Below are 18,944 nucleotides of genomic sequence, written 5' to 3'. Positions count from 1 at the left end.
TAGTGATGTGGGAGGATAGACTAGCTCAAACGCAATAATCTTGCCAAAACTTCACACATGGTTTCGTTTGCGGCATAACCTGCCACTACACGCCAACCAGGAAGCATTAAATGCCGCTAGTGCTCGATGCCATCGATCGCCGCATTCTGCGCGTGCTGCAGAACGATGGCCGCATCTCCAATGTCGAGCTGGCCAATCAGGTGGGCCTGTCGCCCTCGCCCTGCCTGCGCCGGGTCCGGCTGCTCGAGGAGTCCGGCATCATCGACCGCTATATCGCCGTGCTCAATCCGGCCAGGGTCGGCCTCGGTCTGACCGTGTTCGTCCGCGTCTGGTTCAAGACCCAGGATGCCGCCGTCACCCAGCAATTTGCCGACACCGTGCGGAAATTCCCCGAAGTGGTGGAATGCTATCTGACCACGGGGGAATGCGACGCCATCATGCGGGTGGTGACCGCGGACCTGCATGCCTATTGGCGCTTCCAGTCCGACCATCTCACCCGCATCCCCAGCGTGCAGAGCGTCAAGACCGACGTGCCGATGGAAACCATCAAGGCCAGCACCGGACTGCCCCTGCTCTGAGCCCGCCAATGCGCTGGCCTGGCGCCGCGCACTGCGTTAGATCTGTCACTGATTTCTGCGCGCCGGGAGCCACCATGCCCGCCTTTCTGCCTGATCTGTCCGTCATCCTGGCCTTTGCCCTGGCCGCTTTCGTGCTCGCGGTGACCCCGGGCCCCGACATGGCGCTGTTCGTCTCGCGCACCATGAATTTTGGCCGCCTGCATGGCTATGCCACTGTGCTGGGCGCCCTGACCGGCATTGCCGTGCATACCGCACTGGTGGCCTTCGGCATTTCCATGCTGATCGTGGCGGCGCCCACCGCTTTCTGGGTGCTCAAGATCGTCGGCGCGCTCTATCTGGTCTGGCTGGCCATTCAGGCCGTCCGCTCCGGTGGCGGCATTCTGGTCAGCAAGGCGGGCGGCAAGCCCCCCAGGCTGGCGCAAAGCTACATGACCGGGCTGGGCATCAATCTGACCAATCCCAAGGTGGCACTGTTCTTCGTGACCTTCCTGCCGCAATTCGTCTCGGCGCAAGATCCCGACGCCGTGGGCAAGCTATTGTTCCTGGGCGTCGAATTTGTGCTGGTGTCGCTGCCGGTTGTCATCGCCATCGTGCTGTTCGCGCAATGGCTGACCACGACGCTGCGCGACAATGCCTGGGTGAGCAAGGCGCTGAACTGGAGCTTTGCCGCAGTCTTCATGGCCTTTGCGGCCACGATCCTGCTCGCTGAAGGCCGGAAATGAACGTCATCACAGTACCTTAAGTCGAGATGAGGCCTTGAGCGGCAGGGTAAAAAGGGCTGGACCACTAATTAGCTTCAATTGCGCCTGAATAGCTGGAAGCCAAAAAATGAGCCGCGCGGTCTGCTGCCATGGATCAAGTGCCGTGAGCGAGGGCTCCATGAAAAAGCCAACCAAATCTGTTTGAAGCCAAGCTGCTCGCTCCGCCTTGTTCTTGGTAATTCGCCTGTCTCCCGAAACGACGGCCCAGCCACCTTCCCGGCCAAGCTGATCTATCCAATCCACATCGGCTGCGTCTGGGGGAAACTTATCACCGAGAGCGGCAGCCTCAGAAAAGTCTGCTTTGATCAGCTCATGAATTGCCCTAGGAACTTTGGGCGAAACATTATGATCAAATAGCAATTTCACGCCACGAGTTCGCCTTCGAAGGCCAGTGCGGCACGTACAGCCTTCAGATCAACTTCATAGTCGGAAGTGATCTGTGCCGAACTTCGCCCATTCCTGTTTGCTTCTGAAATTACTCTCGTTGGAATTCCATATCGAAGCAACACTGGTGCCCCGAATGACCTGGCAGGATCGATTACAACCTCGCCCTTACCTGTCTCGGGCACCCATTGCGAAGCGACTCCAGCTGTAAATTTAACGTCCTTTAGTCCCACTGACACAATTGAATGGAAAGCATGCTGTCCATTCAACACTTCGATCAGTTTAGGTTCTTCCGTCTTGGAAAGAACCTCTAGGTACAGACGGCGCCCATCAGTTTTAAAGGCAGACGTCGAAAATGGATGAGAGTCACCAACAATGTCGCGAGCAGCTTGAACGACTTTTCGAAGATACGGCAGAGACAGTTTTTGTCTTCGAAACGCGTCAACCATCCTCAACTCTATAAGGTCTCTAAATCCCAGATAAAGACCGTTATCAATAATGGGCAGCTGAGATGTCCACAAAGCCTCATCGAAAACCGTCTCGCCACAATACTCGCGTGTCCGACCCTGCAGCCAGCGCCTAATTCTGGTGGCAGGCACACCAGACAAACTCGCAGCGTCGGCCACCGTGTAGGTGCCCGTGCCAACAATCTTCAACTGGCTAGCGTCGTGATACATAATGTGAGGATAGCCTACGTGAGACGTTTTGGGAATCGAGTTCCTATCCCGCCAGGGCCTCGCGGTCCTTCTTGCTCAGCCGTTCACTTTCGCTCTTGAGCTGGCCGCAGGCGGCAAAAATATCGCGGCCGCGCGGCGTGCGCACCGGGCTGGCATAGCCGGCCTTGTTGACGATATCGGCAAAGCGTTCGATCCGGCTTGATGGCGAGGTGCCGTAATTGGCGCCCGGCCAGGGATTGAACGGGATCAGATTGATCTTGGCCGGAATGCCGGCCAGCAGCCGCACCAGTTCGCGCGCTTCGGCATCGCTGTCATTGATACCGTCGAGCATCACATACTCAAAGGTGATGCGCCGCGAATTGGATACGCCGGGATAGGTGCGACAGGCTTCAAGCAGCTCTTCAAGCGGCCACTTCTTGTTGATCGGGACCAGCACGTCGCGCAGATCATTATTGGTAGCATGCAGCGAAATGGCCAGCATCACGTCGATCTCGCGCCCGGTCGGCTCGATGAACGGCACCACGCCCGAGGTCGACAGGGTAATGCGGCGCTTGGAAAGGCTCATACCGTCACCGGCCGAGGCGATCAGGAGCGCCTGCTTGACGTTGTCGTAATTGTAGAGCGGCTCGCCCATGCCCATCATCACCACATTGGTGATGGCGCGTGTGCCAGCTGCGGGCACCAGCCCGCCATCATCCGGGCGCACGCCGCCGGGGAAATCACCCAGCTGTTCGCGCGCCATCAGGATCTGACCGAGGATTTCCCCGGCGGTCAGATTGCGCACCAGCTTCTGCGTGCCGGTATGACAGAACGAGCAGGTCAGCGTGCAGCCGACCTGCGAGGAGACGCAGAGCGTGCCGCGATCTTCTTCAGGAATGTAGACGGTTTCCACCTCGACCGGAGGATAGTTCGGATTGGCCGGGTCGCGGAAGCGGAACAGCCATTTGCGCGTGCCGTCAGTCGACACCTGCTCGGACACGATCTCGGGGCGATCGAGGTTGAACACGTCCGCCAGCTTCTGCCGGAACGGCGCCGCCACATTGGTCATGCGCTCGAAATCGGTGGTGCCATGCACATAGAGCCAGTTCCACAACTGGCTGGCGCGCATACGCGCTTCCTTGTCGGTGGCCAGCCCGGCCGTGGTCAGGGCCTTTGCCAGCTCAGGCTTGCTCAGACCAATCAGCGACGGCCGGCTGCTGGTAGCCGGCCGGATGGCAGACGAATGGTCAAGGTTCAGCGCTATGCTCATGGCGTGCGAAAGGTCCGGAAACTGCGGGATTGGCGCGGCCAATAGCATATAGGCGCGTTCTAGGCAAAGTCACAGACCCGACAGCAGGGATGCGCCGCGCTCACGCCGAGCCCGGCAGCCTTGCTAGCACGCAGCGGCGATCGATTGCTGCGCTGCAGTGGCGCCCGAAAGCGAATAGGCCTGCCTGACCTTGATACCGGCGGCACTGGTGCCCTCAACCGACATGCTCGAGCCGGCACGGATCGCGCTGGCCAGCTCGCTGGCCTGGCTGGCATCATCGAGCCAGGCGGCATCGTTCTGGGTGAACAGGTTGAACACCTGCCCGTCCACAGTGAGCGTGGCCTTGCTATCGGGCTGGAAGGTGAAGCCGGCCACCAGATTGAACTCGGTGGTGACGTTCTCGGCAGGCCGGTTGGTAATATAGATATAGGCTTGGGTGTAGCCGTCCGGCGCCGGCGTCACGCTTTCCGGCTTGGTCATGGCAAAGCAGACTTCGCCCGTCGCATCGGTGGCGCCATAGCTGGACCACGCCCGATGCTCGCCCAGCAGCCGAACCTGCTGCGCACTGGCAGCACTGGTCAGAAAGAGCGTTGCAGCAAGGGCAAGCGCCATGGCGGACTTGGTCATCGAGGGCCTCAAGACGATAAGGGGCGGGGGCTCAGCAAGCCCGCCGCCCAGTTAGGGCGGATTACCCGGACCGGGCAACCCGTAATTGATGCCTACTGACAAGCAGCGTCAATGGCGTTGACGGCGGCCGTTGCGCCGCTCAGCGAATAGCTGTCCGTGGTTTCGGTACCGCGCTGGCTGGTGCCTTTGACGGTCAGATTGGTGCCCGCCTTGAACGCCTGCACGAAGCCGCCTTCATCGCCGGTCGAGGCCAGCCAGGCGGCAGAACCTTCGGTGACCATGGGATAGGACTTGCCATCGATAGTGGCGCTGGCCTTGGCATCGGTCGTGTTGAACGGGTAGCCAATAATGGTCTGCACCTCGTTCTTGGTACCCATGCCCTTGCGGTGGATGATCATAAAATGGATCGGGTCGCGGTTCGCCCCGGCCGGCTCACTGGACTGCGGCGCTGCCGAAACATAGCAGATCAAGCCACTCGCGTCAGTCGCCTGCCAGGCGGTCCAGGCATTGAAGGTCCCCAACTCGGTCGCCTGCTGCGCCTGCGCGGCTGGCGCCAGAGCCATGATCACGCCGACCGCGAGCCCGACTGCTAGGCTTCCGGTTTTACTCGTCATCGCCAATTTTTTCCTCATCTTGAAGGTCCGTTATCGAGGTGAGCCACCCGCCGACTCTGCCCCCGACATGGTTACCAAGGTGTCAAATGCCGCCGCATTCGATCGAATTTGCTTCAACTGCCTGCCAAACGCGGCAGCAGTTTGGCAGTGAGCACAATTGCAGACCGGTTTGCGCTGCCAGGGTTAATATCGCGCTAACAGGCTCGTGACTGCGCCGCTTCAAGCCGCCAGGGGATAGTGCTGCTCCACCACATAGGGACCACCGCCCACCGAATCCCTGCTCGAGTACAACACGAATCGCCCCACCGGAAAACTGAGCGGCTCGAACCGGCCCGCCTCGGCGATGAACCGCGCCACATCAAGCGCGGTGCTGCCGCGCAGTCGGGCCAGTGTCACATGCGGCACGAATTTTCGACCCTCCGGCGCCAGGCCGGCCCGCTGCAGCACCCGCTCCTGGGCCGCCTGCAAGCGGTTGAGCGTCTCGCTTGGCTCGATGCCGGCATAGAGCGAGCGGGGCTTGTCGCCCCCAAAACTGCCCAGATGGGTCAGCCGGACATCAAAGCGCATCGAGTTTGCCAGCCGGTCGAGGCTGTCGGCCACCTCTTCGGCCATGGGATGATCCACATCGCCGATGAACCGCAGGGTGATGTGATAGTTTTCGACATCAATCCAGCGTGCGCCGGAGAGCCCGCCCCGCTTCAAGGACAGGGCAAAACCCACGTCCTCGGGGATTTCCAGACCGGTGAAGAGCCGGGGCATGGGGCCCTCCTCTTATACTCAGATCAAGTCGATTCGCAGCTCGACCGTAGCACAGCCGACCTGCCGGGCCAGTCTTATCGTCGCAACAAGCCGAGAACCCTTGTAAACGCTTGGCGCCCCATCCATATTGACCATCAAGTGGCAATAAACGCCCACCGGCGGTGCGAAACACCGCTTTATCTGGGAAAGGAACCGAATACATGGCTGAATATGACCGTCAGACCCTTGGTGCGCGGGCCGGCTCGGCCGCTGCCATCGACGAGGGCCTTCGCAGCTACATGCTGCGCGTCTACAATTACATGGGCATTGGCCTGGTGGTAACCGGCCTGGCGGCCTGGTTTGCTGCCGCCGCTGCCGTCACCACCAATCCCGACGCTGCTGTCGCGACCATGACCAATGGCACCATGCTGACACAGTGGGGCTATCTGCTGTTCGCCAGCCCGCTGCAGTGGGTTGTCATGCTGGCACCGCTCGCTTTCGTGCTGGTGCTGAGCTTTGGCATCAACAAGCTCTCCGTCCCGGCCGCACAGGGCGCCTTCTGGGGCTTTGCCGCGATCATGGGCCTGTCGCTGAGCTCGATCTTCCTGGTCTATACTGACGCGTCCATCGCCAAGGTGTTCTTCATTACCGCCGCGACCTTCGGCTCGATGAGCCTGTATGGCTACACCACCAAGCGGGACCTGACCGGCATGGGCAGCTTCCTGATGATGGGCCTGATCGGCCTGATCATCGCCTCGGTGGTCAACATCTTCATGCAGTCCTCGATGATGGAATTCATCATCTCGGTGGTCGGCGTGCTGATCTTCGTGGGCCTTACCGCCTACGATACCCAGAAGATCAAGGAAGAATACTCCGAAAGCCACAGCACGGAAGTGCTGGCCAAGGGTGCCATCATGGGCGCGCTGCGCCTCTATCTGGACTTCATCAACCTGTTCCTGATGCTGCTGCGCCTGTTCGGCAATCGCGAGTAGCCAGCAGCCTTCCTGATTGCACAGGCAGCAATTTGGTTGGACGACAAATCGGACCGCAGTCTACAAAGGCTGCGGTCCTTTTCTTTTGTCCGAGTGCATGCCGTGTCCGAATTCTCCTTGCGCCCTTTCCAGTGGGCTGACATTCCCGCCATCACCGCCATCTACAAGCATTATGTCGAGCACTCGGTGGCCACCTTCGATCTCGAAGCCCCCGGCGAGGCGGTGCTGGGCGAAAAATTCGGCCACATGCTGGCCGCCGGCCACCCCATCGTCATGGCGCAGAAGCCCGATGGCGCACTGCTGGGCTATGCCTATGCCTCGGTCTACCGCCCCCGCCCCGCCTATCGCTTCACCTGCGAGAACTCGGTCTATTGTGCCCCGGACGCCATGGGGCGCGGCCTGGGCACCGCGATGATGGACGAGATCATCCGCCAGTCGCGGGACTTTGGTTTCAAACAGATGGTTGCCGTCATCACCGCCGAAGGCAGCGGCTCGATCCGGCTGCACGAAAAGCTCGGCTTCCGCCATATCGGCCGGCACGAGGCACTCGGCTTCAAGTTCGACCGCTGGCTCGACATCGTCCACATGCAGCTCGCGCTGTAGTCAGGTGATGTTCGGCCGCAGGGTGATCGTCTAGCCGACCACCGCCAGATGCGGGTCCAGCACCCGCAAGACCTGGGCGATGTCATGGCCACGCCGGAGAATGCGGCCCTGCTGATTGGTGACGGTGTATTGCCCCTGCTTGTTGCGCAGGCGCGGGGTCTTCTCGATGATGAACAGGGGACGCTCCGACACCCGGGCATAGATGGAGAACATCGCCCGCTCGCGCAGGAAATCCATGGCGTAATCGCGCCACTCCCCCTGCCCCACCTTGCGTCCATAGACAGACAGGATCAGCGCCAACTCTTTTCGATCGAACACGACGCTGACGGGAACCTTGGCATTGCTGGCATTTGCCGCAGGCTCGCTGGCATGCACCAGCATGAGCGATCCGTTGTTGCCGTTCGGTGTGCGCTTTTGCACTGCTCCGAATACTCCGTGTCACCGTGACGTCATGATCGGGGCATTCAGCCCGCGATGCAAGGCCCCTCGGGAACGAACAATTCCCAATCCGGCCACAATTTGTCCCTGAACCTGCCCAATTGGGCGGACATAGTCTGACCATTGCCTCCAGTGGTTGGCGCCCGGGCCGAATGAGCCCCCAAACCTTGAAGCCCGGGTGCCAGCTTCTCAAATTGAGTTGACCCGACTGGTCCCCGTCCTTGCCCCCAAGGACGGGGTTTTTCGTTGCTGCTGGTGGGAAGTTCAGCGCTCGAAGGCGGCAGCACCCAGAATTGGCCCGGGCAAGCCGTCGTTCTCCTGCTGTACAATCACTGCAATGCCGGTACTTCTGTCCGCCAGCACCTCCGGGATCGGCAGCTTGATATCGGCACCCGTGGCGCATTCCCACAGCCCCAGCACTTGCCTGCCGGTAACGATCTGGGTGTAGACCATGGTCTTGCCGGCATTATTGCCCCGTTCGATAGTGACATCGGCGCGGTCCGAATAGGTCACTAGCCAGACCACCGCATCTTTCAGCGTGGTATCGGCCGGAATGGCGATCCTGAGCATGTCGCCGACTTCGGTGACGTCGATGTGCAGCGGCAGCTGGGCCCGATCAATCGCCCGATATACGTCCGGGCGCCGCGACCCGACCACGCCCTTGGTGCCGTTGACCACCATTTGCGGCGTATAGATGCGCGATGAGCCCCAGCTCTGGGCATAGGCACGCTGGCGGTCCGAATAGTCAGCCGCGCCGAACGTGTCCTTCCAGCCCGCATAGTCCCAATAATCAACGTGGTAGGCCAGTGCCAGCACATCGCCCTGATCAGCCAGGCTGGTCAACAGCGCGTCGGCAGGCGGACACGACGAGCAGCCCTGGCTGGTGAACAACTCGACCACCGCCTTGGGCCGCAGGCTTACGCCATCAGCCGCAGCTGGCTGGGCCAGCGCGCTCAGAACAACAATGGCACTCAGGGTGGTCAGCCAGCTTGCAAGTCTCATGGCCACGGTTGTAGTCCGCCGCCACCCGCCCCCGCCAGTCAAAAGAGGGTGAGAGCTCAAAACCACCTGCTGCCCCCAATAAAAATGGCGGCCCATCGGGCCGCCATGTCGAGACAAGGTCGCCGATCGCTTACGCAGCGACCAGGCTACGCAGCACGTAGTGCAGAATGCCGCCATGCTTGTAATAGTCGAGCTCGTTGGCGGTATCGATGCGGCAGCGGGTTTCGATATTGAGCACCGAGCCATCGGCACGGGTGATCTTGACGGTGACCATGGCGCGCGGCGCGATCTCGGTCACACCCTCAATGTCCACGGTCTCAGTGCCATCAAGCCCGAGCGTCTGCCAGCTCTCGCCATCCTTGAACTGCAGCGGGATAACGCCCATGCCAACCAGATTGGAGCGGTGAATCCGCTCGAACGACTGGGCGATCACGGCGCGGACACCCAGCAGATTGGTGCCCTTCGCCGCCCAGTCACGGCTTGAACCGGTGCCGTATTCCTTGCCGGCAAACACCACGAGTGGCGTGCCGGCGGCCTGATAGGCCATGGCGGCGTCATAGATGGCCATCTGCGAGCCGTCCGGGCCCTTGGTGTAACCACCTTCAACGCCGGGCAGCATCTGGTTCTTGATGCGGATATTGGCGAATGTGCCGCGCATCATCACTTCATGGTTGCCGCGACGCGCGCCATAGGAGTTGAAGTCCCTGGGTGCGACCTGATGGCTTTCGAGATATCTGCCAGCCGGTGTCGTCGACTTGAACGAGCCCGCCGGCGAAATGTGGTCGGTCGTGATCGAATCGAGGAACAGCGCCAGCACCTTGGCATTGGCGACATTGGTGATGGGCTTGGGGTCCATCGTCATGCCCTCGAAATAGGGCGGATTCTGAACATAGGTCGAGCTGGCGTTCCAGCGGTAGGTCTCGCCGCCATCCACCGCAATACCCTGCCAGTTTTCGTCGCCCTTGAAGACGTCCGAATAGCGGCCCTGGAACATTTCCTTGGTCACATGCGTGCGCACGATCTCGGCAACCTCGTGATTGGAGGGCCAGATGTCCTTGAGGTAAACCGGCTGGCCATCCTTGGAGGTGCCGATCGGGTCCCTTGTGATGTCGATATTCATCGACCCGGCAATGGCATAGGCCACCACCAGCGGCGGGGACGCCAGATAGTTGGCCTTCACGTCCGGGTTCACACGGCCTTCAAAGTTGCGGTTGCCCGAAAGCACCGAAGCGGCAACCAGATCGCCCTCCTGCACCGCCTTGGCGATGGGCGCCGGCAGCGGACCGGAATTGCCGATACAGGTGGTGCAGCCATAGCCGACCAGGTTGAAACCGATGGCGTCAAGATCGGCCGAAAGCCCGGCGCTATCGAGATAATCGGTGACGACCTGCGAGCCGGGCGCCAGCGAGGTTTTCACCCATGGCTTGGAGTCCAGACCCAGGGCCCGCGCCTTGCGGGCCACCAGACCCGCTGCCACCAGCACCGATGGATTGGAGGTATTGGTGCACGAGGTGATGGCGGCGATCACCACATCACCGTGACCAATGGCGTAGTCAGTGCCCTCAACGGCAATCTTGGGATTGTCGGTCTTGCCGAATTCCTTGGGCAAAGCTGCGGCAAAGGCCGGCTTGGCATTGTCGAGCGCGATCCGGTCCTGCGGGCGCTTGGGGCCCGAGATCGACGGCACGACAGTGGTCAGATCGAGTTCGATGGTCGAGGTAAAGACCGGATCGGCCGAAGTGGTCTCGCGGAACATGCCCTGCGCCTTGGAATAGGCTTCCACCAGCGCCACGCGGTCGGCATCGCGACCCGATGTGCTCAGATATTTCAGCGTATCGGCATCGACCGGGAAATAGCCGCAGGTGGCGCCATATTCGGGCGCCATATTGGCGATCGTCGCCTGATCTTCGAGACTGAGATAATCAAGGCCCGGGCCGTAGAACTCGACAAACTTGCCGACCACGCCCTTCTTTCGCAGCATTTCGGTGACGGTCAGCACCAGATCGGTCGCGGTGATGCCTTCATTGATCTTGCCGGTCATCTTGAAGCCGACAACCTCGGGGATCATCATGGTGATCGGCTGGCCCAGCATGGCGGCCTCTGCCTCGATGCCGCCCACGCCCCAGCCCAGCACGGCCAGACCATTGACCATGGTGGTGTGCGAATCGGTGCCCACAAGGGTGTCGGGATAGGCAACGGTCTCGCCATTCTCTTCCTTGGTCCACACGGTCTGCGCCAGATATTCCAGGTTCACCTGATGGCAGATGCCGGTGCCGGGGGGCACCACGCGGAAATTGTCAAAGGCCGACTGACCCCAGCGCAGGAACTCATAGCGTTCCCCATTGCGCTCATATTCGAGCTCGACATTCTGCCCGAACGACTGCGGCGTACCGAAGCTGTCCACCATCACCGAGTGATCGATGACCAGATCGACCGGCACCAGTGGATTGATTTTCTGCGGATCGGCGCCGAGCTTGGCCGTCGCGTCGCGCATCGCGGCCAGGTCCACCACGGCCGGCACGCCGGTAAAGTCCTGCATCAGCACACGGGCCGGACGATAGGAAATTTCCTGCTCCGAGGTCCGCGTCTTCAGCCAGGTGGCAACAGCCTCGATATCGGCCTTGGTCACGGTGCGATCATCTTCGAACCGCAGCAGGTTTTCGAGCACCACCTTCATCGAGTGCGGCAGGCTGGAAACGCCCGCCAGGCCGTTCTTCTCGGCTTCCACTATCGAGTAATAGGTGTAGGTTTTGCCGCCGACCACCAGGGTCGATTTCGACTTGAAGCTGTTTTTTGAGGTCACTATGTCCGCCCGTCATCTCGTGTTGCGGCAGGCGCTCGGGTTCAGGAAAGCTCCCCGAATCCACTCAATAGCGCCGCCCTTCCTGGAATGACTCCAATCTACAACGGCTTATAGAGAAAGACGATTGGGCTTGCCAGCCCGACCTTTCGTTCAATACGAGAAGGGGCCATGACCGATCAGCAAGTCTATCCCCCGATCCACCTGCGCGCGACCGGCCTGAGCTGTGGCCGCGGCGGCATGCTGCTGACCGACCAGCTCGACTTTTCCCTGCGCAATGGCCAGACCCTGTTGCTGCGCGGCCCCAATGGTGCCGGCAAGTCCACGCTATTGCTGACCCTGGCCGGCATCATCGCGCCATTTTCCGGCCGCTTCGGTTCCCCCGACGCCGGCGCCGAACTGCCCCTGCTGCACTATTGCGGCCACCGCAACGCCAGCAAACCCCGGCTGAGCGTCCGGGAAAACCTGACCTTCTGGGCCAAAGTCAATGGACCGACCGGCATGACACCCCAGGCCGCGCTGGACCAAGTCGGCCTCGGCGACCTCGACGGGCTGGACGCCGGCTACCTCTCGGCCGGCCAGTCGCGCCGTCTCGCCCTGGCCAGGCTGCTGGTCAGCCTGCGCCCGCTCTGGCTGCTTGATGAACCGACCGCCGCGCTCGACGAGCCGGGCCATCAACTGGTGACGCGCCTGCTCGCCAACCATCTGGCGCGCGGTGGTCTGGCCATTGCCGCCACGCACGACCCGATCAGCCTGCCCGACCCGAGCAGCCTGAGCACATTGCTCCTGGCGGGCGCACCATGAGCGCGTTCCTGGCCATGCTGCAGCGCGAACTGCGCCTCGCCTTGCGCGGCGGCGGCGATGTGCTGACCCTGATGTTGTTTTTCGTGATTGTCGGGGCCATCGTTCCCTTTGCCGTCGGTCCCGACCAGACCCTGCTGGCCTCCATTGCCCCCGGCATCGTCTGGATTGCTGCCTTCCTGGCGATGCTGCTCGGGCTCGAACGCCTGTTTCGCCCCGACCATGAGGATGGCTCGCTGATCCTGCTGCGGCACGCCGAATTGCCGCTCAGCGCCGCCATTACCGCAAAATTGATCGCCCACTGGCTGGTCACGGCCCTGCCGCTGCTGCTGGCCAGCCCGATCCTTGCCCTGCTGCTGGCCATGGATCTGGCTTCATTCTGGCGCACCCTTATCTCACTGAGCCTGGGAACCCCGGCCCTGGCGGCTTTTGGCGCCATCGGTGCCGCCGTGACGGTCCCCATCCGGCACGGCGGCCTGATCGCGCCCATCCTGATTGCGCCGCTATCGGTGCCGGTGTTGATCTTCGGGGTTGGCGCCATCACCTCTCCCCAATCGGGGGCGGCAGCGCTGTTTCTTGCGGCATTGAGCCTCATGGCCGTGGCCCTGGCTCCCTTTGTTGCTGCGTTTGCGATACGTTCGGCCGAAGACTGAAGATGACCCAGGTGACGCCCCCATGAGCAATGACACGACGCGCCCGCAGGCCTGGTGGCAGCGGATTGCCCATCCAGGGCAGTTCGTCGCCTGGAGTGCACCCCTGCTCTGGCCGCTGACGCTCCTGACTGCGGTGCTGTTTGCCCTGGGCCTGTGGTTCTCCTTTTTCAATTCGCCCCAGGATTACCAGATGGGCGACACCGTCCGCATCATGTATGTCCACGTGCCCAATGCCTGGCTCAGCCAATTCGTCTACGCGATGATGGCCGTGTCAGCCCTGGGCACGCTGGTCTGGCGTCACCCCCTGGCCGATGTGTCGATGAAAGCCGCTGCCCCGCTGGGTGCCTTGTTCACCGCGCTGGCCCTGTTCACCGGCGCCCTGTGGGGCCGCCCTACCTGGGGCACGTTCTGGGAATGGGACGGTCGCATGACCTCGACCCTTGTGCTGCTGTTCATCTATCTGGGCATCATTGCGCTCTGGCGCGCCTTTGACGATCAGCTGCGCGCGGCCCGGGTGATTGCTGTCTTCACCCTGGTCGGGGCCATCAACATCCCCATCATCAAGTTCTCGGTCGACTGGTGGAGCACGCTGCACCAGCCCGCCAGCGTGTTCCGGCCCGATGGACCAACCATGCCCGGCTCCATCCTGACGCCGCTATTCATGATGTTTTTCGCCTTCACTTTGCTGTTCCTGGTGCTCCATCTCAAGGCGATGCACACCGAGATCAAACGCCGCCGCGTCATGACCCTGCAGCGCAAACTGGCACAGGGAGCTTCCGCATGATCGATCTCGGACCCCACGCCATCTTCATCATCTGGGCCTATTTCGGCGTTGCGCTTGGCGTGTTTGGCCTGATTGGCTGGACGCTGCTCGACGCCCGCGCCACCGCCCGAAAACTGGCTGCGCTCGAGGCCCGCAAGGCGCCCCGGCGCACCCCGGAGTCAACCCTATGATGCGCTATGTGTTGTTTGGCCTGCCGCTACTGGCGCTGATCGCGCTGGTCTCGGTCTTTGCCTTCTCGATCAATCGCGATCCTGGACTCGTCCGGTCCGTGCTGATCGACAAGCCCGCCCCCAGTTTCGCTCTGGCCGCCGTGCCCGAGCTGGGCGTGCCCGGCTTTGACACCGATACGCTCAAGGGTCAGGTCAGCGTGGTCAATGTCTTTGCCAGCTGGTGCATTCCCTGCCGTGACGAACACCCCTTGCTGATGACCCTGAGGGATGTTGCCGAGGTGCGCCTGCTCGGTATCAACCAGAACGACGCCCCCGAAAATGCCCGCGCCTTCCTGGCCGAGCTGGGCAACCCGTACGACGCCGTTGGCGCCGATCGCGATCGGCGCGTTTCGATTGACTGGGGTGTTTACGGGGTGCCCGAGACATTCGTGGTCGATGCCGATGGCATCATCACTTTCAAGCATGTCGGTCCGCTCACGCCCGAGACTTTCGAGACCGAGCTGCTCCCCGCCATCGCCAAGGCCGGCGACTGAACAACCCCGTTCAGCCTGGGTTCAGCCAGCCAATGCCACACTGTCGGCATAGTTGTTGTGTTGAAAGCGTACCATGTTGAGCGTGATCCAGAAATTTGCCCGCGATGAGACCGGTATCACCCCGGTGGAGTATGGCCTGATCGCGGCCATTGTCGTGGTCGCCGCGACCATGGTGGTGTCGGCCGCTGGCTACAATATCCACGACCTGATCGGCAATTCGCGCCAGAACTGAGCTTTGGCTAGAAGTCGCTGGTCAGCCCCTTGATTTCCCAGTCGCCATAGCGCCCCGGTTCAAGACCACCCCGTCCACCCTGCTCGTCTTGCGTCGCGACGTTCCTGGCGTCGATGGCCTGACGGCGGGCATCTGCCTCTGCCAGGGCGCGCTTGGCCGCGGGGCTCAAGGGGGGTCGTGGCGCTTCTGCCACAAATTTGTCATCGCTCATGGTCATATCCATCCTGCGTTTTGCTCATGCCGCTTGCAGCCGAGCCAGTCCGACCCAACATAGATGCGCAAGACCTCGAACCCAAGAGCTGCTGATGTTCAATACGCTGCGCACTTTCGTCCTACTGGCGGGCCTGACAGCCCTGTTCATGGTGGTCGGCTATTTTATCGGCGGCAGCGGCGGCATGATGATCGCTCTGGTCTTTGCCCTGGCGACCAATCTGTTTAGCTACTGGAACGCCGACAAGCTGGTGCTGCGCATGCAGAACGCCGTGCCCATTGAGCGCAGCCGCGTGCCCGAGCTCTATGACATGGTCGATATTCTCGCCCGCAAGGCGGGGATTCCCACCCCGGCGGTCTATCTGATCCAGTCCGACCAGCCCAATGCCTTCGCCACGGGCCGGAACCCGCAAAACGCCGTGGTCGCGGTCTCGGCAGGCCTGCTCAAGCATCTCGAAACCCGCGAAGTGGCCGCCGTGGTCGCCCACGAACTGGCCCATATCCGCAACCGCGATACCCTGACCATGACCATCACGGCCACCTTTGCCGGCGCCATTTCGGCGCTGGCCCAGTTTGGCCTGTTCTTTGGCGGCGGCAATAATCGCGACAATCCGCTGGGCGGCGTCGGGGCCTTGCTGATGGTGTTCCTGGCCCCCGTTGCGGCCATGATGGTGCAAATGGCGGTCAGCCGCACCCGCGAATATGAAGCCGACCGCATCGGCGCCGAGATTTCCAGCGATCCGCTGGCGCTGGCCTCAGCCCTGCAAAAGATCGCCGCCCTGGCCGGCCAGCGGGTCAATATGGCGGCCGAGCGCAATCCGGCCATGGCGCATATGTACATCATCAATCCCCTCTCGGGGCAGCGCATGGACAATCTGTTCTCCACCCACCCCGACACCGGCAATCGCATTGAGGCGCTGCGCAAGCTTGCAGCTTCCGCCCATGTGGACGATAAGGGCCGCAGGCCTCAGCTTCGCCCTGCCCCGACCAGCACCGGTCGCGATACGGGTGGTGGCTGGCGCGTGCCGACCGTCGGACGAACCGACGAGGATGGCGGACAACCCGGTCCCTGGGGATAGAATTAAGCGTGGCGTACAAACCTGAACCGGCTGGGCTCAAGCTCCGCCTCGTTGCCGCCCAGCGGCTGAAATCCGTGCTGGCGGGCGACAATTTCGTGCCGCTCGGGGCCACCGACCTCGTCGACGGACGTGATCGCGCGCTGGCCAATCGCCTGATCACCACCGCCCTGCGCCGGCAGGGTCAGCTCAATTTCATGATTCATGCCCTGCTCGACAAGGGCATGCCGGGCAAATCCGGCACCTTTGAAGCTGTGCTGCGCCTGAGCCTGGCGCAATTGGTCTTTCTGCCCGATCTGGGCGCGCACAGCGCGCTGTTTCTGGCCGTGGAGGCCACCAAGCGCGACCCCAAGGCCCGCCATTTGTCCGGCCTGATGAACGCCGTGCTGCGCAATGCCCAGGCCAATTCGGCCAAGTTCGGCATGCTCAGCGACGATCTGCTGATTCCCGATACTTTCGGGGACACCTGGCTCGAAGCCTATGGCGAAGAGGCCATTGATGGCTTTTCCGACGCCCTTCTGGCCGGCGCCGCCCTCGATCTGACACTCAAGGACAATGATCCCGAGCTGATCGATGCCTTGGGCGCCGAGCCCGTGATGGCCGATACCGTGCGGATTGAGCAGCGCGACCGCCCGGTTGAGGCCCTGCCCGGCTTTGCCGAGGGTCGCTGGTGGGTGCAGGACGCTGCGTCCTCCATTCCCGCACGGCTGCTGGGCCTGGAACCCGGTGCGCGCGTACTGGACCTCTGCGCTGCCCCTGGCGGCAAGACCGCCCAACTGGTCAAGGCCGGCTATGCCGTGACCGCCCTTGATGCCGACGCCAAACGCATGGAGCGCCTCAAGGAGAATCTTGAGCGCCTGCACTATGCCGCCGAAACCATCGTCGCCGACGCGGGTAATTTCACGCCTGAGACGCCGTTCAAGGGCGTCCTGCTCGACGCCCCCTGCTCGGCGACCGGCACCTTCCGCCGCCATCCTGAGGTGATCTGGCATCGCTCGGTGGGCGACGTGGCCGGGCGCGTGCGGCTGCAGCGGTCCCTGCTGACCAACGCAGCACGTTGCCTGGATCAGGGCGGGGTTCTTATCTATTGCGTCTGTTCACTTGAACCAGCCGAGGGCGAGGAGCAGGTCGATTGGGCACTCCAATCCCTGCCCGGTCTTGAGCTTTGGCCCGTGACCAGCGAAGAATTGCCCGGACTGGAGTCCGCCGTATCGCCTCGGGGATTGGTGCGGACCCATCCCGGCATGATGCCCGGTGGACGATCCGGCGGTATGGACGGCTTCTTCGTGGCACGCTTTCGCCGTAGTGAGATAGGGTGATCGACGGGCGCTGAGGGGGAAGGCGCCAAACTAGGAACTGGTTATTGACGGGCAGACAAACAACGACGCAGGTCTTGGCCGCGGCGGACGCTGGTAACACAATGGCGTCTCGGCTTGGTTTCGCCGCGCGGCGCTTCGCCTGCGGGCTGGCCGATACGATAGTGACCCTGCCCATTCTGCGCTGGACCTGGCGCGGCCTGGCCGATGACGCCTTTGCTGGTGAATTGCATGAATTCCGTCCCGCTGACCGCGAAGCCGTGCGCGACATGATGGCCGGTCGCTACGTGCTGGCCAGCAAGCTGATGGAAACCCACGGTGCCTCGCCCTTCGGCCTCGACGTTGACCACGCCGATTGGTGGTTCAACCTGCACGGCTTCTCCTGGTTGCGCCATTTTCGCGATATTCGCGACCCCGGCGAACGCTATTTCGCCCGCACGCTGGTGCTGGACTGGATCGGCCGGGAAGGCCGCTTTGCACGCGCCACCTGGGCACCCGGGCTGACGGCCCAGCGCGTGCTCAACTGGTTGCGCCATCTGCCCCTGCTGCTCGACGGCGCTACCCCCGAACAGGCCAAGACCATCCAGCGCGTGCTGGGGACCCAGATCCAGAGCCTGCGTGTGCGCGGGCTGCTGGCCGCAGATCCCACCGATGCCCTGTTTGCCGCCATTGCCCTGCTCGGCGCCGAATATTGTGAACTGGGCGACAAGACCGATATTGCGCTTCGGGTCGAACGCCTGAACCGCATTCTGGCCAGCCAGCTCGATACCGATGGCCTGCATCGCTCACGCAATCCCAAGCTGCAATTGCAGCTGCTGGTGGAACTGGTCAGTATTCGCCGCATTGCCGCCCACCTCAAGACCGAAGCCTCCAATGAACTGGTGGCACAGATTGAACGCATGCACGACAGTCTGGATGCGCTGACGCTGTCGAGCGGTGAGCCGGCCTATTTCAACGGCGGCGGCCACTTGCCCCATGACGTGCTGATCGCCATCCAGGCCAATACCCCCGGTCATCAACGGCGCTCCAAGCTGCTCGGTGGCTATGGCATTCTGCGCGCCGGCGATGCCGTCGTGATCGCCGATTCCGGACGGCGGCCGCCACCCGAATTTGCCCGCAATGCCCATGCCAGCACCCTGGCCTTTGAATTCTCCCATGGCAGCGAGTTGATCCTGGGCAGCTGCGGACCCGCACCCGCCGATCTGGCCGCCAGCAAGGCCCTGTTCCAGCAGGGCGTCGCGCACTCTGCCCCCACAATCGATGCCGAAGACGCCGCCAGCCTGCCGCCCACCATTATGGCCCTGACGCCGGCCGACCAATTGCTGACCCTGACCAGTCCCGGCTACGCCAAGCGGTTCGGTATTGATCTTGAGCGTCGCATCACCCTGCTTTCGGGCGGCACCACGCTGGTCGGTCAGGACCGGATGATCGGCCACGGCAAGACCTCGGGCCTGCTGGCAGTGCGGTTCCACCTGGCGCCTGGCGTGCAGCTGCAGCGCCATCATGCCGAAGGCATGGTCCGCCTGGTGCTGCCCAATGGCGCGGTCTGGAACTTTCTCTGGGAAGGTGCGACCTGCCGCGAGGAAGAAAGCGTCCGCCAATCGGCCTATGTCGGCCTGCACAAGACCCGGCAATTGGTGCTCGAAACCAATGTGGTTGCGGGCAACGAGATCGCCTGGATCTTCACGCTCGAACAGCAATAGCCG

23 protein-coding genes are annotated in these 18,944 nt (G+C 62.2%); 13 read left to right on the top strand and 10 right to left on the bottom strand.

All coding sequences use genetic code 11. The annotated features are described in order from the left end of the window. Positions 1-110: 110 nt before the first annotated feature. Entirely contained in the window at positions 111-578 is a 468-nt protein-coding gene (locus tag Q8O80_RS10485) for an Lrp/AsnC family transcriptional regulator (protein WP_305579414.1), read from the top strand. A 74-nt stretch (positions 579-652) separates the two neighbouring features. Then, positions 653-1,300 carry a LysE family translocator gene (locus tag Q8O80_RS10480; RefSeq protein WP_305579413.1) on the top strand — a complete coding sequence of 216 codons (648 nt, stop codon included), beginning with the start codon at positions 653-655 and terminating at the stop codon, positions 1,298-1,300. 6 nt (positions 1,301-1,306) lie between these two features. Here Q8O80_RS10480 and Q8O80_RS10475 read toward each other — a convergent pair whose 3' ends face one another. From Q8O80_RS10475 to thpR, 6 genes are all read right to left on the bottom strand, one after another. Beyond that, on the bottom strand, positions 1,307-1,705 hold the full coding sequence (locus Q8O80_RS10475; protein WP_305579412.1) for a hypothetical protein: 399 nt from the start codon (positions 1,703-1,705) through the stop codon (positions 1,307-1,309). Continuing rightward, positions 1,702-2,379, bottom strand: coding sequence for a DUF433 domain-containing protein (locus Q8O80_RS10470; protein ID WP_305579411.1), 678 nt, complete (start codon positions 2,377-2,379; stop codon positions 1,702-1,704). Before Q8O80_RS10470 ends, Q8O80_RS10475 begins: the two co-directional genes overlap by 4 nt. A gap of 64 nt (positions 2,380-2,443) precedes the next feature. Next, positions 2,444-3,649: a 23S rRNA (adenine(2503)-C(2))-methyltransferase RlmN gene (gene rlmN, locus Q8O80_RS10465; protein ID WP_305579410.1), complete on the bottom strand. Its 1,206-nt coding sequence runs from the start codon at positions 3,647-3,649 to the stop codon at positions 2,444-2,446. A gap of 123 nt (positions 3,650-3,772) precedes the next feature. Further along, positions 3,773-4,276 carry an invasion associated locus B family protein gene (locus tag Q8O80_RS10460; RefSeq protein WP_305579409.1) on the bottom strand — a complete coding sequence of 168 codons (504 nt, stop codon included), beginning with the start codon at positions 4,274-4,276 and terminating at the stop codon, positions 3,773-3,775. A gap of 92 nt (positions 4,277-4,368) precedes the next feature. Further along, on the bottom strand, positions 4,369-4,890 hold the full coding sequence (locus Q8O80_RS10455) for an invasion associated locus B family protein (RefSeq protein ID WP_305579408.1): 522 nt from the start codon (positions 4,888-4,890) through the stop codon (positions 4,369-4,371). Between the two features lie 219 nt (positions 4,891-5,109). Continuing rightward, a complete protein-coding gene (gene thpR, locus Q8O80_RS10450; protein WP_305579407.1) occupies positions 5,110-5,649 on the bottom strand; it encodes an RNA 2',3'-cyclic phosphodiesterase in 540 nt (179 codons plus the stop codon). A gap of 200 nt (positions 5,650-5,849) precedes the next feature. Between thpR and Q8O80_RS10445 the strand changes: the two genes are divergently transcribed. Next, on the top strand, positions 5,850-6,620 hold the full coding sequence (locus Q8O80_RS10445; RefSeq protein ID WP_305579406.1) for a Bax inhibitor-1/YccA family protein: 771 nt from the start codon (positions 5,850-5,852) through the stop codon (positions 6,618-6,620). Positions 6,621-6,722: 102 nt separating this feature from the next. After that, positions 6,723-7,223 (top strand): GNAT family N-acetyltransferase, encoded by a 501-nt coding sequence (locus Q8O80_RS10440; RefSeq protein ID WP_305579405.1) that lies wholly within the window; start codon positions 6,723-6,725, stop codon positions 7,221-7,223. Between the two features lie 30 nt (positions 7,224-7,253). On the opposite strand, the gene Q8O80_RS10435 is transcribed toward Q8O80_RS10440, so the two are convergent. The 3 genes from Q8O80_RS10435 to acnA form a co-directional block, all read right to left on the bottom strand. After that, complete coding sequence (locus Q8O80_RS10435) at positions 7,254-7,643, bottom strand: DUF2794 domain-containing protein (RefSeq protein ID WP_305579404.1); 390 nt, start codon at positions 7,641-7,643, stop codon at positions 7,254-7,256. A gap of 282 nt (positions 7,644-7,925) precedes the next feature. Continuing rightward, a complete protein-coding gene (locus Q8O80_RS10430; RefSeq protein WP_305579448.1) occupies positions 7,926-8,663 on the bottom strand; it encodes a thioredoxin family protein in 738 nt (245 codons plus the stop codon). A gap of 130 nt (positions 8,664-8,793) precedes the next feature. Next, positions 8,794-11,466 carry an aconitate hydratase AcnA gene (acnA, locus tag Q8O80_RS10425; protein WP_371136162.1) on the bottom strand — a complete coding sequence of 891 codons (2,673 nt, stop codon included), beginning with the start codon at positions 11,464-11,466 and terminating at the stop codon, positions 8,794-8,796. Between the two features lie 195 nt (positions 11,467-11,661). Between acnA and ccmA the strand changes: the two genes are divergently transcribed. The 6 genes from ccmA to Q8O80_RS10395 all read left to right on the top strand — a co-directional run bounded on the left by ccmA (position 11,662) and on the right by Q8O80_RS10395 (position 14,636). Beyond that, entirely contained in the window at positions 11,662-12,267 is a 606-nt protein-coding gene (gene ccmA / locus Q8O80_RS10420; protein WP_371136163.1) for a heme ABC exporter ATP-binding protein CcmA, read from the top strand. Next, positions 12,264-12,917 carry a heme exporter protein CcmB gene (gene ccmB, locus Q8O80_RS10415; protein WP_305579402.1) on the top strand — a complete coding sequence of 218 codons (654 nt, stop codon included), beginning with the start codon at positions 12,264-12,266 and terminating at the stop codon, positions 12,915-12,917. The genes ccmA and ccmB overlap by 4 nt, the downstream gene beginning before the upstream one ends. 22 nt (positions 12,918-12,939) lie before the next feature. Next, positions 12,940-13,701 carry a heme ABC transporter permease gene (locus tag Q8O80_RS10410; RefSeq protein ID WP_305579401.1) on the top strand — a complete coding sequence of 254 codons (762 nt, stop codon included), beginning with the start codon at positions 12,940-12,942 and terminating at the stop codon, positions 13,699-13,701. After that, positions 13,698-13,871 (top strand): heme exporter protein CcmD, encoded by a 174-nt coding sequence (ccmD, locus tag Q8O80_RS10405; RefSeq protein WP_305579400.1) that lies wholly within the window; start codon positions 13,698-13,700, stop codon positions 13,869-13,871. The genes Q8O80_RS10410 and ccmD overlap by 4 nt, the downstream gene beginning before the upstream one ends. Beyond that, positions 13,868-14,404: a DsbE family thiol:disulfide interchange protein gene (locus Q8O80_RS10400; protein ID WP_305579399.1), complete on the top strand. Its 537-nt coding sequence runs from the start codon at positions 13,868-13,870 to the stop codon at positions 14,402-14,404. The genes ccmD and Q8O80_RS10400 overlap by 4 nt, the downstream gene beginning before the upstream one ends. Before the next feature lie 73 nt (positions 14,405-14,477). Then, the gene (locus Q8O80_RS10395) at positions 14,478-14,636 is read left to right on the top strand and encodes a Flp family type IVb pilin (RefSeq protein WP_305579398.1); all 159 of its coding nucleotides are present in this window, start codon (positions 14,478-14,480) and stop codon (positions 14,634-14,636) included. Between the two features lie 7 nt (positions 14,637-14,643). Here Q8O80_RS10395 and Q8O80_RS10390 read toward each other — a convergent pair whose 3' ends face one another. After that, positions 14,644-14,847, bottom strand: a complete 204-nt coding sequence (locus Q8O80_RS10390; RefSeq protein WP_305579397.1) for a DUF1674 domain-containing protein — start codon at positions 14,845-14,847, stop codon at positions 14,644-14,646. A gap of 94 nt (positions 14,848-14,941) precedes the next feature. Here Q8O80_RS10390 and htpX point away from each other — a divergent pair, with 94 nt between their 5' ends. The 3 genes from htpX to Q8O80_RS10375 all read left to right on the top strand — a co-directional run bounded on the left by htpX (position 14,942) and on the right by Q8O80_RS10375 (position 18,941). After that, a complete protein-coding gene (gene htpX / locus Q8O80_RS10385; protein WP_305579396.1) occupies positions 14,942-15,925 on the top strand; it encodes a zinc metalloprotease HtpX in 984 nt (327 codons plus the stop codon). Between the two features lie 8 nt (positions 15,926-15,933). Next, positions 15,934-17,241 (top strand): RsmB/NOP family class I SAM-dependent RNA methyltransferase, encoded by a 1,308-nt coding sequence (locus Q8O80_RS10380; protein ID WP_305579395.1) that lies wholly within the window; start codon positions 15,934-15,936, stop codon positions 17,239-17,241. Between the two features lie 101 nt (positions 17,242-17,342). Next, positions 17,343-18,941 carry a heparinase II/III family protein gene (locus tag Q8O80_RS10375; RefSeq protein ID WP_305579394.1) on the top strand — a complete coding sequence of 533 codons (1,599 nt, stop codon included), beginning with the start codon at positions 17,343-17,345 and terminating at the stop codon, positions 18,939-18,941. Positions 18,942-18,944: the final 3 nt, after the last annotated feature.

The organism is Devosia sp. (assembly GCF_030689745.1).
GTDB lineage: Bacteria > Pseudomonadota > Alphaproteobacteria > Rhizobiales > Devosiaceae > Devosia > Devosia alba.
The sequence above is the reverse complement of the archived record's forward strand: the minus strand, read 5'-3'. Positions and strand labels throughout refer to the sequence as shown.